The following is a 13244-nucleotide window of genomic DNA, read 5'->3' on the forward strand; positions in this document are numbered from 1 at the left end:
TCACTTGAAATTGTTGATGGCTTCAACGAATCGCGTCATGTCGTCGGTACTGTAGCGTTGGTCGCAAACCAGTGATAATATATTGGGGTAAATTTGGGCGATTTCGGGTCTTTCTGCTATGATTTTTGACGGAGTCCAGTGAATAGTACAAAAAATGTTGTTTTCTATTAGATGTTTTTGAAGGTCTGCGCGTCTGCCATTTTTTATGTAAATAGGGTAGTAGAAAGGTACAATTCCCTGTGGAATGTCATTGAATATTTTTTCAACAATATTGTTGTTTATGTTTTGGCTAAGAAATTTTGCGTTTTTGATTCGCTGGTTAATCACAAAGTCATAATTCGCCGTGTCGAAGATGACTTTTGATATTGGGGAAAGTGCGTACGCCTCTTTGTGTTCGAAATATTCAATGGTGTGCTTGAATAGGGGGTAGAATTGCGATTTTTCTACACTGGGGTCATTTTCTAAAAAACGATTTTTTAAAAGGGACGCCTCTATATATTCGTTGACTTGTTCTTCACAAAAGGGCTTAATGTTCTTGCTTTGAAGAGGTTGTGTGTCGGAAGACAAAACTCCACCATCGGGAGTTGATAGCCATTTGCGTATGCTGCACAGGTATATGTCCGCTTCAATTTCTTTTTTTTTGTTTAACCAGGATTGCGTATAATCGTCGATAATTGTCAGCTCGTTTTTCTGGCGAAGCTTCTTCAGTAATGGCTTTGCTTTTGATAACGTGTCAAATCCAAAATAAGAATGGACGTAGAGAATGCCGTTGTATGCTATTTTCTCTAGTTCGGTTACAAGAGAATCTTCGTTGATGGACAAATCTTCGTTGATTCTGTAGTATTCTATGTTGAATCCGTGATCAACGAAAGGCTTTATACATGTCTCGCATGTGTAAATCGGCAAGACTACATTTTTCTCTCCGCTGTAGATTTCGTCGAGATACACGTTTAGGGCGGATCTTGCAGAAAATGTATAAAGATTGTATTTGAACTTCGAACAACCGAATACTTCTTTTGTTGATGGCTGCTGATTTAGCACATCTTCTTTGAGTGGAATGTTTCCGCCAATTTCTCTTTGCAACTATGCATCCCCCAAATCTATTTTCTTGTCGGCGTAGTAGATTAGGCTGTTAAGGTGTGTTGCGTCGTTGTGCGTGATTTCTTGAAGTTCCTCGGAAACGAAATTCTTTTGGAAAAGCCAAGGTTTTTCATCGCAATTGTCAAAGAGCGGCTTTAAATGGGCTGTTTGTTTTGATATGAAATAGATGCCAGCGAACTTTTGTTCTGAATGGTAAAATTCAGGATCGTAAAAGACATTGCAGGCAGCAAGGATTATGCCTGTGAGGAATTTGTACCCGGTGCTCAGTTCCGTGAGCGGATATGTAATGCAATCTCCACCGGGCCTTGCATTGATTTCAATCAAGTAGATTTCGCCATCGATGATTTTAATTTCGGTATGGCACGGTCCATTTTCAATGCCGACGCATTCAAGCATGTCCTTGATGGCTGTTTCTACTTTCTTCCGCATTTCAGCGGTAAGGGCTGCCGGCTGATGATGCCCAAGTTCTACACAATGAGGGGCGCCGGAACTGTCCTTTTGCGTAACTTGGATGACGAAGTGCTTTTTGCGGAAGGACAGGGACTCGACTGAATATTCCTGCCCTTTGTCAAGGAATTGCTCTATGATGATGCCGTCTTTGTTTCGTGTCCCGATAGTTTCTTTGGCGTAGTTGATTGCTCCTTGGAATTCGTCTTCCGAGAATACGACTGTGATGCCGCGCTTGCCACCATAAGAAGCTGGCTTTACAATGACTGGGAAGGACTCGACCTTGATGACCTCGTCAAGGTTTGTGACTTCCTTATAGAATGGTTGCTTGATGAATTTGAAATTCTTTCCTTTGTTGCGGACCCAACTTTTATTGGTGATGTTCCCCATGACTTCGAGAGGACTTGTATTGAGGCCGAGGGCGTTCGCGACAATAGATGCTATTTTTACAGTGAGTTCTGTAGTGGCGAGAACCCCATCAACATTTTTTTCTTTGCAGATATCGATAATTCTGTTTGTGTCGAAGATGTCGATGTCATGAAATTCATCGACAGAATCCTTTGCTATGGCACCTTTGGCCCAGGCAAAACAAAGTGTTTTTACATTAAGTTCCTTGGCCCTTGTTGCTAGGATTTTGGCCATTACACCTGCACCGATAATTGCAATAGTTAACATTGTAAATCCTTGGGTTTTAGAATGTGACAGGCAAAAGTTCTTTGCAACTTTTTACGCCGTCTGTTTGGCAAATGAGTTTGCTGTCTGTGCCTTCGTTATTTAACCATTTCACGATTTGCTTTGGAACGTTTACGCCGGCATTGTGTGTGAACGGGTATTGCCCTCCAAAACGGCAATTCATTTCCAGTACATAAATGTCGCCATCTTCTGTAACAAAACAGTCGGCGTCTAATAGAGCAATGTGCTTTATATTTGAAGAAATGTTTTTTGCCACGTTTTCAAAGGGCTTGGTGGGTACAGTTTCTGCGACGTCTGTTTCACCGGATCGCATGGCTATTTTTTTCTTTGCAAATACGGTGACGTAGTTGCCGTCAAGGTCGTTTAGAATCTCGATGCCGTATTCCTGCCCTTTGATTGCTTGTTGGATGATAATGCATTTTTCCGTGTCGGCGGCAGATTCGTACTTCAAGTAAGTATTGAAAATTTCCCTATGAAGTTTTTTGTAAAGAACTTCCAACTCTTCATTGTTTTCTGCTTTGTATATGCCGATGGAACCCATACCCCAACGAGGCTTTAAAAAAAGTGGATAGTTCAAAGAGCCGTTCTGTAGAGCGTCTTTTGCGTCGCTTAGACGAATAAAAGCTGGAGATTGCTTGATTCCAATATTTGATAAAAATTTAAAGGTCTCCCATTTGTCGTTGCAGATAGATGTGGCTTCCACGCTGGAAACAACAAGTTTTATTCCTGCTTTTTCAAAGGAATGTCGATTTTTTGCGAGAACGGGAAGATCTATGTCAAATAAAGAAATGATAGCGCTGATTTGTTTTTCTTTGCAGTAATCAATTAGAAAATTAATGTATCGGTCGTCATAGATGTTTGGCGTCAATACGTAATCATCGGCTTGCAATAGCGTGTAAGTGAGAATGCTGTTGGATGCAAAAACCTTTCCTGTTCCCCTCAGTGCATCCTTGAAGTATTTTACTAGGTAAGTTCTGCGGCCGGCAGATGTGAGAAGAATGTTCATTGTATAAACCTATTTCTTGTTGACTACGACGTCAATAACTCTGTTCACACCTTCTTCGTCAAGGCCGGCGAACATGGGCAGACAGAGCACCTGGTTTGCCAGCTTGTGTGCTATGGGCAAGTTTGCTGGATTTGCTGAATCCAGGCCTTTGTATGCGCTGAATGTGCTGATCAACGGGTAGAAGTAACGACGTCCGAAGATGTTGTGTTCTTGCAGTTTGGCGTACAGGTCGTCTCTACTGATGCCGTATTCTTCGCTAATGAAGATGGGGAAGTAGGCATAGTTGTGTCGAACACCTTCAATATCCTGGAGGAATCGGATTCCCGGGATGTTCTTGAATGCTTCGCGATATCTGTTTGCTACGGCCTGACGTTTTTCGATGGCGCTGTCCACCTGCTTCAAGTTCAGCAAGCCGTATGCCGAACGGATTTCGTCCATCTTGCTGTTGATGCCCGGGGCGACCACGGTTGTTTCTCCGTTGAAACCGAAGTTCTTCAGGAAGTCAATGCGCCTTTTGGTGGCTTCGTCATGACAAATCAGTGCACCGCCTTCGATGGTGTTGTATACCTTGGTGGCGTGGAAACTGAGGGTGCTCATGTCGCCTGCCTTCAATACGGATTCACCATCTTTTTTGACGCCAAAGGCGTGGGCGGCATCATAGATAATCTTCAGACCATAGATGTCTGCGATTTCCTGGATGCGCTTCATGTTGCAGGGGGTTCCGTACACATGGACGGGCATAATGGCCGTGGTGTGCGGGGTAATGGCTGCTTCAATTTTTTCGGGGTCGATGTTGCCAGTTTCTTCATCAACATCTACAAATACCGGTTTCAGTCCGTTCCACCAGATTGAGTGGGTGGTTGCCACAAAACTATAGGGTGTGGTAATCACTTCTCCAGTAATTTTCATCGCCTGCAGAGCGGTAATCAGGGGCAGCGTGCCGTTGGTGAACAGGCTGATGTATTTTACGCCGAGGTAATCTGCCAGGGCTTTTTCCAGTTCTTCATGATAGTGACCATTGTTTGTTAACCATTTGCGGTCCCAGATGTCTTGAAGCATGGGAATGAACTCGTCCAGAGACGGGAGGAGCGGGGAGGTAACTGTAATCAGCTTGTTGTCCATTTTATTTCCTCTTGATCATGCTTAGTAGTTCGTCAATGGTCTTCTTATTAAAGAGATAACTGGTGATAAAATAGTAAATGCAACCTACTGCTATTCCTGTTGCAATCTGCAAAGCATACTGTTTCTCAGGTAGCAGGCTGTTTATCCCTATGACTAGTGCTGCCATAATGGATACATTCAGGAATGCGGGGAACAGGAACTTCATCTGAGTGAAAAAACCGGCTTTCAAAAACCTACCGGAATAGAATGTGTTTATGAAAAGACTTATCCATGTGGAGATGACCTGGCCGATGCACATTTCCAAAACACCCATTTGAAGGGTGATGATGAGAATGGTAAATCCAACCGTTTTCTTGATGATTTCCAACTTTAGGAAAAGGTCGGATCTGCCGAGAACCTGGAGCATATTTAGGTTGATTGCATGTACAGGGTACCACATCATGGCAAGGCAAAGAATTTGAAGCAGGATGATCATACCTTCCCAACGATCTGTCAGGAAAAGTAATGTACATGGTTTTGCCAGTGCGAACAGGCCCATCATTAACGGGAATACGATAAAGGTGGACATGTTTAAAAATTTCAAATAACCGTTGCGCATACGCTCAGGTTCGTTCTGCATTTTGCTGAGGACCGGGAATGATACTCGCTGCAGAATGCGGGTGATGTTGAGCGAAGGGAATTGGGCAAAATGTTCGGCCTTGGAGTATCCTCCCAGCTGGGCGGGGGTGTAGTACTTTCCGATTATAAGCGGATAAATGTTGTTGTAGACGGTGTCAATGATTCCGGAAATGAGCAACTTTGAACCATAGGAGAACAGATACTTAAAGGATTCCCTGGAGAAAAAACAGGTGGGACGCCAACGTACGACAAGCCAATATAGGGTAGACATGAGTACGGTGCTGAAGAGCGCCTGGATGACTAGTGCCCAGACTCCATAACCATTGTATGCAAAGAAGATGCCTACGGCGCCGGAAATGACTGCGCACACAAGCGAAATTTTAGCCTGTTTCTTGAAGTCAATTCTTATGACAAGTGTTGTTGTCTGGACCGCGTTAAAGGATTGTACGATAATCTTTAAAGCAAGAACTCGTAAAACGAGAGTGAGTTCTGGCATAGCGTAGAATTGCGCGATGAATGGTGCCAACAGGAATATGACTGCATAGCAAAACAGAGACATACCGATATTGAAGAAGAACATGGTGGCCATATCCTTTTCTGTACGGTCAATTTTTCGGATAATTGCATTTGAAAAGCCGCTGTCAATGAATGTCTGACTGATGGCCAGAAAGACGGTTAGCATGGCGATTACACCATAGTCGGATGGTGCTAGCATTCGGGCTAGAATAATGCCGAATAAAAACTGTACGCCCTGTGTAGAAAATCTTTCTACGGCACTCCAGATCATTCCATGGGCGGTCTTTTTCTTTAAATTTTCTGCCATTATCTTGCGACGTCCTCTAAACGTTTTCGTATTTGCAACTACTCATTGTGAAATTTAGAAAAACAGATGGCTTAAAAATTTTTATGTTGTGGGCCGATGACGTTTATGAAGAAAAGATTAGCTGGTTTGAGACTGGCGTGTTTTGTTGTGTATGCAGCTTTTTTTGCTGTGGCATCCTATGCGTACCTTCCCGGTGAATCCGGTTTTGTATCCCTGGAAAATGAACATGGAATCTGGGGGAACCCTGCGGGGGTGCCTGCTTTTGATTCCAAGGGCGGCTTGGTTTCCTACGATTTTGACAATGGAATTACCAATATTCGTGCCGGCGGTAATTTGGATCATTGGGCTGCTGGTTTTGATTATGTGCAGGGGCCCGATGGGCTTGATGAATCACGTTGGAGTCTAACTCACGGTTCTGACTGGTTGAACCGCTACCTGTTTTTGGGAACACGCATTACGGCCTTCCGCAGTTCTGAATTCCGTGGGACGGAGTGGAGTTATGCGCCTGGTGTCCTGATTCGCCCTTTCCGCAGTCTCTCTCTTGGCTATTCCTGTGATAATCTGCTTTTTATCGGTCCGGAATCCCAGAAGAGAATTCATAATCTTGGAGCGACCCTTCGTCTGGGGTATTTTTTCAGCCTTAGCTATGACGTTGAAAATTTCGAGAATCATCGTCTCTTGTTAGAACTGGAATCTTATGGTTTCCGCTGGGGACTTAAGCTACCCATTTATGGGGATGACGGGTATCGACTGAGTTTTTCGATGCCTATCGGGGGTTACAACAATTTCGCCTTGCATGTGTATGACGATTTGTTGCCCAAGGGCGGCGCCTGGGGATTTCATTCTGCCCGCAATCCTCGTTCAAGTTTGAGTGCCCAGATTATTCGTGTACCCCTGGATATGGAAGTGTCTGAACGGGAGGATGAATTTGCATTTTTCCGCAAGAGTTCCATTAGTATCTGGAAGGTCCGCAATCTTTTTGAACATATGTTCCGCGATCCTTCTAGTGGTCTTGTCATTCTTGACTTTTCGGGCTATAAGGGAAACATCGGAGTGTCCGATGAAATCAACCGTTGTGTGATGAAGCATCGTGCTCGCGGGGGCAAGGTGGTTGCCTATCTTGATGATATTCGTCCATCTGTCCTTTTGGCTGCTTCCAATGCAGATCGTATTGTGGTGGAGCCTTCGGCTCATCTGAATTGGCGTGGCCTGGGCGGAAACATCTTATTCTATAAAGGTCTGTTTGACAAGCTTGGTGTAAAAGTTGAATTCCTGCGTCATGGTAAATTCAAGTCTGCCGTAGAACCTTATATTGCCGATTCCATGTCTGTGGAGGCCCGTTCCAATATGGATTCCCTGTATAGGGATTTGTGGAAAACTCTTGAGTTGATTATTGCTAATCGTAAAATCGCCAAGACCATGTCGATCGATTCTGCAGTGGCCTATCTAGATACGCTTGCTACAAAGCCTATGGTTACGGCGAAGGCTGCACAGAAGGCTGGGCTTGTGGATACCATGCTGTATATTGACCAGGTTCCCGCCTATGCAATCAAGTCTTTCTTTGGTTTTGATGCGCCTTGGGCTAGTTACCGCACCTGGCGTCCTACAGACAAGAAGATTTTCAATGAAAGTTGGACTCCCCGCACAAAGTTTGCTGTTCTGAATATTGATGGGTCCATTGATAATCGCATGGAACGATCTGTTTCGGAATCTCTTCGCAAGTTGCCTGGATCTGGTGCAGAAGCGTTGATTGTCCGCATTTCGTCTCCTGGCGGAAGCGCTATTGCCTCTGATAAGATTTGGGCGGCACTTCGCCATGTAAGCGAAAGGGGAATTCCTGTGGTGGCTAGCATTGGTCATATGGGTGCTTCTGGCGGTTATTATATTGCCTGTGGTGCAGACCTTATTGTGGCAGAACCCATGGCCATCGTGGGTAGCATCGGTATTTATGGCGGCAAGGTTGACGCCTCGGGACTCATGAGTAAGTTGGGACTTCGTGCAGAACCGGTGAAAACTCACGATTATGCGGATGCCGAGACTTTTGTCCGTCCGTGGACCGATGTGGAAAAGTCGGCTCTCCAGGAATACATGGATGATTTCTATGACCGCTTTACTGGCGTGGTTTCGAGGGCGACTGGTATTCCCCAGGCTACGGTAGATTCCAGTTATGGTGGCGGACGTGTTATGTTGGGCTTGAAGGCTGTTGCTGCGGGGCTTGTTCATAAGCTGGGCGGTATCGATGATGCCATCGCTGCGGCAAAGGATCTTGCTGGAGTAAGTAAGTCTACGGATGTGGATTTGATGATTCTTGATTCTGACAAGGCTTATACTTTGCCGATGCCTAGTTCTAAGGCTTTTGTGAATTTCATTACTGAAATGAATCAGACTCAGTTGTGGGCCATTGAACCCAATTTGTGGGAGATGGAATAATGTTAGGTATTGTCATAACAGTTCTTCTGTGTCTTGGGGCGTCTGCGTTCTGTTCTGTGACGGAAGCGTCTTTTTATAGCATTCCTCCTGCTACCATAGAACTTCTGCAAAAACAGAAGAAATTTACGGCCCGCTATATGTCCCATGTAAAGGATAATATTGACCGTTATATTGCGTCGGTTCTTGTGGTGAATACGGTTGCCAATACTGTTGGTGCTTCCTTGGCGACGGCCTTGGCTGTAAGGAATTTGCCTCCTGCAGGTCAGGTGGCCTTACCTATTGTGCTGACCATCCTGATTCTTCTTTTTGGTGAAATTACGCCTAAGACTCTCGGCGTGAAACAGGCCAAGATTGTAGCCCCCCTAGTTGCAGTTCCGTTCTACTACATTACGAAGATTCTTTCCTGGACTGGACTAATCTGGCTCTGTCTGACTTTGACGAAACATTGGACTCGAGAATCCGAGGAAAAGAAGGATGTGAGCATCGAGGATATAAACAGCCTTGTTAGCCTTGGCCTGCGTGAAGACGTGATTGACCGTCAGCAGTCCCTGGTGATCAAGAATATTCTTGCGCTGAAATCGGTTCCCGTGCGTAAGGTGATGACACCGCGCCAGGTGGTGTTCTCGCTGGATGCCAATAAGACTTTGGGTGAATCCCTGGACGAACGCGGAAACTGGCCGTTCTCCCGAATTCCCCTTTACGAAAAGAATAAGGACAATTGGATTGGAACGATTTTGAGGCGCGATGCCTACAACAAGTTGGCTGACGGTCATCGAGATATTAAGTTGCGTCAGTTGATGCGTCCCCTTCAGCTGATTCCTGATTCCTTGACTCTGGATAAGTTGCTGCTCCGTTTTTTGAAACAGCGTGGACATATTGTCGGCGTTGTGGATGAATGGGGCGCCATTGCGGGGGTCGTTAGTCTCGAAGATGTTCTTGAAGAAATTCTTGGCCGAGAAATCGTAGATGAATATGATGAGTCGGTGGACCTTCAGGAGTCCGCCCGTAAGCGTTCCAAGGCTTTGGCCAGTATGCGTGAACAGCGTCGTGCTGTAACCCGTACTACGGCGGCGTTGGCCCGCGAAAGTGTGGTGACTCGCGAAAACGTCGCTGTTCCCCGCCCGCAAAATTCAACTTCAAACGAAAATTCCGCTGACACTCAACGGCAGTAAGATTATGACCGATTCCGTAACGAATTCCTCTGCAAAGACTGCACCTAAGAAAAATTACTTTCCCGCTTTGGATGGCCTTCGCCTGTTGGCTAGCGTGAACATTGTGCTGCTTCACTTGGCCAGTTCCAATGCCCTTGGCTACTTGGCTGACTATAAATGGCTGATGCCTATTCTTAGCGCTCCTGCGTTTGCTGCTGGTATTTTCTATGTGCTGGCAGGTTTCCTTTTTGCAAGTAAGTTTAGCGATCCCGACCGTCGCATTCCTGTTATCCCCTTTATGTTCGGTCGCATTTCAAAACTGTACCGCCTTCACTTCTTTATGACCTTGCTCATGTTCGTGGCCATGATCGTGAAGTTCAGCGGATACACCCATTTGCCGGGCTTGAGTGAAGTTTCAGATTGTGTGAGCAAGGGTCTTGCCAATATGACGCATCCCTGGCGCAGCTTGATTTTGCACTTGACTTTGACATGGTCCATTGTTCCCGATCTGGGCATGAAACTGAATGAACCTTCCTGGTCCCTTACCAGCTTCTTCGTCTGTTATGCCATTACGCCCTGGTTTAGCCGTTGGTTGTTCAAGCAGAATAATCGTACTCTCTGGATTCTTTTTGGCACGCTGTTTATTCCGGGAATTTTGTGGGCCATTTTCTTTGGCTTTAGCGGAAATCTTTGGTTTGATGGCTACGGCGCCAAATACCGTTTCTTCCACATTTTTGCTCCGGTCCGAATTTTCGAATACCTTTTCGGCATGGTCCTTTTCAGATTGTACAATGAAGGTTGCTTTGACTACCTGAAAAAGAATTTTGTCAGTGGCATAGCCCAGTTTGTGGTACTTGCCGCCATTTACGGAAGCCTATTTATCATGAGTCCCAAGGCCAATCCTGGTTGGAACTATTTTGCACACCATTCCGTTCCGGTGATGCTGTACGGATTGTTCCTGGTGTCGCTTTTGAGCGGCAAGGGCTTTATGGCCAGGCTTTTCACTGTCGGAATTGTACGCAAAGTGGGCAAGGCTTCTTTCTATCCTTACCTGATTCACCTGCCGATTATGACCATTGCCTGGGGCATGTGCAACTTGAATCAGCCGGCGAATACCGTCAAGTTTATGCTGTTCGTCTATACCGTCAGCACGTTATATAGCGAATTCAAGACCTGGCGCCGTAAGAAGGCTAAGGAAAAAGGAAAGTAGGCGTGGAATTTTTCGGGCGATTTCGTGTGTTGAGTCGCTTACCGTTCAAATCAAAAATGCCGCTGTGATTGCCATCGGTTTTGCGTTTTGTGCTAATGGTGGATTTCAGTTTAGATGTTCCTGCCGACTTTTTAATAGTCAGACTTAAATTGCAGAATTCAATGGTGTAGATCCCGTTTTCGTCGGGCTGAATTTCATTGTTGTTCTGTTCGATAACGATATTGTCATCGGCAGTAAAACCGGATTCCTTCAGGAATTCTTCGTTCAATTTTACCTTGAGAGGAATGCTCTTGGGCATATGCGGGTGGGGCATTTCCCAACGGATCTTGTACTCCTTATCGTTTGCGGTACCTTCTGCCTTATCCATTATAAAATGTGCTTTATGGTAGGCGCCTACCGTGCTAAATGGGGCTACCCACAAGTCATTCTTTAGGGCGCGTTGAAAGGCGTTCTTTATGGCTTCGGGGGTGATGCTCATACCGCCTTCATCTGATACGCCGTGGTTCAACAGAACTAGCCAGGAACCTCCCTTTACCTGAACGTCCCACGGATTTGCATTTGAAAAATCGCCAATGAATGCGGCTGTATCTAACGCTTCTAGAAGTTCTGTGTCCGCCGTTTCCGAAGAATTCCAGACTCGGGAGGCCATGCCTAACCATTCCGGTTCTACATCCCAGTCGTTTCGCCCATGCCAGCCGCAGTCGCGGTTAATAAAATGATGCTGGTTGATTTCGCCAGATACTTTTTCGTTGTTGGCGCAGAAGGGTGTGGCGTGGGAAGTGATGTTGATTTCGGCTCCGTTTTCGGCCATGACTTTTTCGATTTCCGTAGCGAAATCAGTAATTTCCGATTTTAGCTTGGCGTCATCTTGATCGGGGAGTTGCAAATGGTTGTCGGTATGGTTGCCGATTTCGTTGCCCATGTTGGCCAGTTTGGCGAAACCTGCACCGTTTTGCCTAAGGCTGTTTCCGCCCATGTTTGAAAGGAAAAAGGTCACCCTGACGTCTGGCATTTCTTCCAGGATTGGAGTCAGGTTCTTCACCTGATTTTCCATGGCGTCATCAAAGGTGAAACTGGCGGCGCCGACATGGCCGTTCCAGGGAACTGTAGTGAGAGGGGGCACGGCCATACTAAAACTCGTTAATCCTAAAGTGGCGATGAGTGTTCTCACCGCCGATTTCGCTAAACTCTTTTTTGCCATAAGTCAAATCCAAAACGTTTCTTCAAAATTAATTTAAAGTTTTGGATTGGAGGTGCTGTTGTTCTCTAGTGGATGACCTTTCTTACCTTGGCGGCGAATCCAGGAGTCTTTGAGATGATGATGTAGGGGCCCTTGGGCATAAAATCGGGGACTTTGAATTCGGTAATATTACCAAGGCGTCTTCCCTTTGCATCCAGGAGGGTGTACGTTGTGTTTTCGGAGAAGGGATCGTCTTGTGTTCTAAGGTCGGAACGAACCATGTAGGGCTTGGTGTCGGGAGTCTTGGAGGAGCCGTAGATGGTTGCCTTTAAAGAAGTGAATTCAAGAATGAAAATTCCGTCTTCATCGGGGTAGATTCTTTTACCATCCTGTTCGATGTAGATGCTCGCATTGTTGCCGAAATTTTCTCTGACGAAAGTTTCGTTTATGACGACCTTGAGAGGAATGCTTTTGGGCATATTCTTGTGGGGCATTTCCCATGTGACGGTAAGATTGTTTCCATCGGCAACGGCCTTGGCGGTATCCAGGGTAAAGTGGGCGCGGTAGTAGGCCCCGACTGTGCTAAAGGGGGCAACCCACATATTGTTTTTTACGGCACGTTGAATGAATTCCTTCATCAGATCCTGGGTGATATAACCTTCTCCAAGATCGGCGATTCCATGATTGAGAAGAACCAGCCAGGAAGGGGCCATGGCTGAAGCATCGATAGAGTTGAGGAAATCTTCTTCGGCGTTGGGGGTGGTGTACCAAACCTTGGAATCCATATTGCTCCAGTTGGGTTCCACATTCCAGTCGTGTTTACCCGGTCCGCCTGCACTGCGATTGATGAAATGGCGGTCATCAATGACGCTAGAAACAATGTCGTTGTTTTGACTGTAGGGGAGTGCGTGGGATGTGACGCTCACTTCAGCTCCATAAGAGCCCATGATTTGCTCCAGTTCCCCGGCAAAATCGATAATTTCTGATTTCAGGGAGGATTCTGCAATGGAGGTGAGGTCGAAATGGTTGTTGGTATGGTTGCCGATTTCATGCCCCTGTTTTGCAAGTTCAGCGTATGTGGGGCCAAAGTAGTCAAGCAGGTTCATACCCATATTAGTAAGGAAGAAAGTCACCTTGACTTCGGGCATATCCTCGAGAATCTGGGAAAGAGGCTCTGCCTGGTAGAATCCGTCATCGAAGGTAAAGCTGGCCGCGCCAGAATAGCCATTCCAGGGGACTGTTACGAAGGGGCTTTTGACGGAAGCTGCTGAAGCAAGCCCGCAGATTACGGAAATCCCTAAAAATGCTTTTTTGATGATCCTGTTCATAATTTTCTTCCATTCCTAGGGAACAAAATACGATCTCAGGATGTTTTTTTTTCAAAAAAATTTCATTTCCAATATTACAAGATGTAAGAAAATTGTCATATTGTATGGATTCTGTTGATACAGTGTATTAACAAA

At 45.7% G+C, this 13244-nt stretch carries 10 protein-coding genes; 3 read left to right on the forward strand and 7 right to left on the reverse strand.

Translation table 11 applies throughout. The features are described 5' to 3' along the window. Genes BUB94_RS00270 through BUB94_RS00290 form a run of 5 tightly spaced genes read right to left on the reverse strand, consistent with a single transcriptional unit; the run spans position 1 to position 5810 of the window. A complete protein-coding gene (locus BUB94_RS00270; protein ID WP_073157506.1) occupies positions 1 to 1083 on the reverse strand; it encodes an aspartate aminotransferase family protein in 1083 nt (360 codons plus the stop codon). Continuing rightward, positions 1084 to 2223 carry an ATP-grasp domain-containing protein gene (locus BUB94_RS00275; RefSeq protein ID WP_073233290.1) on the reverse strand — a complete coding sequence of 380 codons (1140 nt, stop codon included), beginning with the start codon at positions 2221 to 2223 and terminating at the stop codon, positions 1084 to 1086. A 16-nt stretch (positions 2224 to 2239) separates the two neighbouring features. Next, on the reverse strand, positions 2240 to 3247 hold the full coding sequence (locus BUB94_RS00280) for an ATP-grasp domain-containing protein (protein ID WP_073233292.1): 1008 nt from the start codon (positions 3245 to 3247) through the stop codon (positions 2240 to 2242). Between the two features lie 9 nt (positions 3248 to 3256). After that, positions 3257 to 4369, reverse strand: coding sequence for a DegT/DnrJ/EryC1/StrS family aminotransferase (locus tag BUB94_RS00285; protein ID WP_073233294.1), 1113 nt, complete (start codon positions 4367 to 4369; stop codon positions 3257 to 3259). 1 nt (position 4370) lies between these two features. Then, a complete protein-coding gene (locus BUB94_RS00290) occupies positions 4371 to 5810 on the reverse strand; it encodes a lipopolysaccharide biosynthesis protein (protein WP_073233296.1) in 1440 nt (479 codons plus the stop codon). A 105-nt stretch (positions 5811 to 5915) separates the two neighbouring features. On the opposite strand from BUB94_RS00290, the gene BUB94_RS00295 reads away from it, so the two are divergent. The 3 genes from BUB94_RS00295 to BUB94_RS00305 are packed head-to-tail and all read left to right on the forward strand — an operon-like array spanning position 5916 to position 10601. Continuing rightward, positions 5916 to 8240 carry a S49 family peptidase gene (locus BUB94_RS00295; RefSeq protein ID WP_073233700.1) on the forward strand — a complete coding sequence of 775 codons (2325 nt, stop codon included), beginning with the start codon at positions 5916 to 5918 and terminating at the stop codon, positions 8238 to 8240. Further along, positions 8240 to 9412, forward strand: a complete 1173-nt coding sequence (locus tag BUB94_RS00300) for a hemolysin family protein (RefSeq protein WP_083537926.1) — start codon at positions 8240 to 8242, stop codon at positions 9410 to 9412. The genes BUB94_RS00295 and BUB94_RS00300 overlap by 1 nt, the downstream gene beginning before the upstream one ends. A 4-nt stretch (positions 9413 to 9416) precedes the next feature. Next, on the forward strand, positions 9417 to 10601 hold the full coding sequence (locus tag BUB94_RS00305; RefSeq protein WP_073157492.1) for an acyltransferase family protein: 1185 nt from the start codon (positions 9417 to 9419) through the stop codon (positions 10599 to 10601). Here the strand turns inward: BUB94_RS00305 and BUB94_RS00310 are convergent. Both BUB94_RS00310 and BUB94_RS00315 read right to left on the reverse strand, forming a co-directional pair. Next, on the reverse strand, positions 10582 to 11730 hold the full coding sequence (locus BUB94_RS00310; RefSeq protein ID WP_073233298.1) for a polysaccharide deacetylase family protein: 1149 nt from the start codon (positions 11728 to 11730) through the stop codon (positions 10582 to 10584). The genes BUB94_RS00305 and BUB94_RS00310 overlap by 20 nt on opposite strands. A 137-nt stretch (positions 11731 to 11867) precedes the next feature. After that, complete coding sequence (locus BUB94_RS00315) at positions 11868 to 13109, reverse strand: polysaccharide deacetylase family protein (RefSeq protein ID WP_073233300.1); 1242 nt, start codon at positions 13107 to 13109, stop codon at positions 11868 to 11870. Positions 13110 to 13244 lie beyond the last annotated feature (135 nt).

This window comes from Fibrobacter sp. UWH9, from assembly GCF_900129715.1.
Lineage (GTDB): Bacteria > Fibrobacterota > Fibrobacteria > Fibrobacterales > Fibrobacteraceae > Fibrobacter.